Source organism: Micrococcus sp. HG099 (assembly GCF_024723355.1).
Taxonomy (GTDB): domain Bacteria; phylum Actinomycetota; class Actinomycetes; order Actinomycetales; family Micrococcaceae; genus Micrococcus; species Micrococcus endophyticus.
Genome location: NZ_JANQCJ010000283.1, coordinates 1 through 655 on the forward strand (window position 1 = coordinate 1; position 655 = coordinate 655).

Consider the following 655-nt stretch of genomic DNA (forward strand, 5'->3'; position numbering starts at 1 on the left):
CACCTGGCCGGCGACGCCGCCGCCGCGCCGCGGCCCACCGGCCTGCCCGTCGGCCTGCACCTGATGGCGGTGGGCGCCGGGGCCGGGATCGCGGTGCACCTGCTGCTCACCACGGCCGTGACCGCCGTCCGCACCCTGCGGGCCCGGGCCCGCCACCGGGACGCCGTCGAGCTCGTGGCCACGGGCCCCGCCGACGCGGGCCGGTGGCCCGGCGGGGCGCGCGGGGCCCGCGAGCTGCCCGTCGACGACCCGCTGGCCTACTGCGTGCCCGGCTCCCCGCGCGGAGGGGAGGCCCTCACCGTCGTCTCAAGCGGCCTGCTGGCGCGCCTGTCGCCGGAGGAGCTGGACGCCGTCGTGGCCCACGAGCGGGCCCACCTCGACCAGCACCACGGCCTGCTGCGCCTGGCCTTCGCCGCGTGGGCGCGGGCGTGCGCGTGGCTGCCCACCGCCGAGACCGCGCGCCTGGCCGTGGTCCAGGTGACCGAGATGCTCGCCGACGACGCCGCCCTGCGCCGTGCCCCGGCGGACGTGCTCGTCCGGGCCCTCGCGCAGGCCGCCCCGGGCCCCGACGCCGGTCCGGCCGGCCAGACCGACGCGACCGGGCCGACCTCCGCGGGCCTCGGAGACCGGGCCGCGCGGCTGCTCACCCGGCCGG

1 protein-coding gene is annotated in these 655 nt (G+C 81.8%); it reads left to right on the forward strand.

All coding sequences use genetic code 11. The annotated features are described in order from the left end of the window. On the forward strand, positions 1 to 655 hold a 655-nt coding region (locus NWP10_RS12240; RefSeq protein WP_258301084.1), incomplete at both ends, for a M56 family metallopeptidase.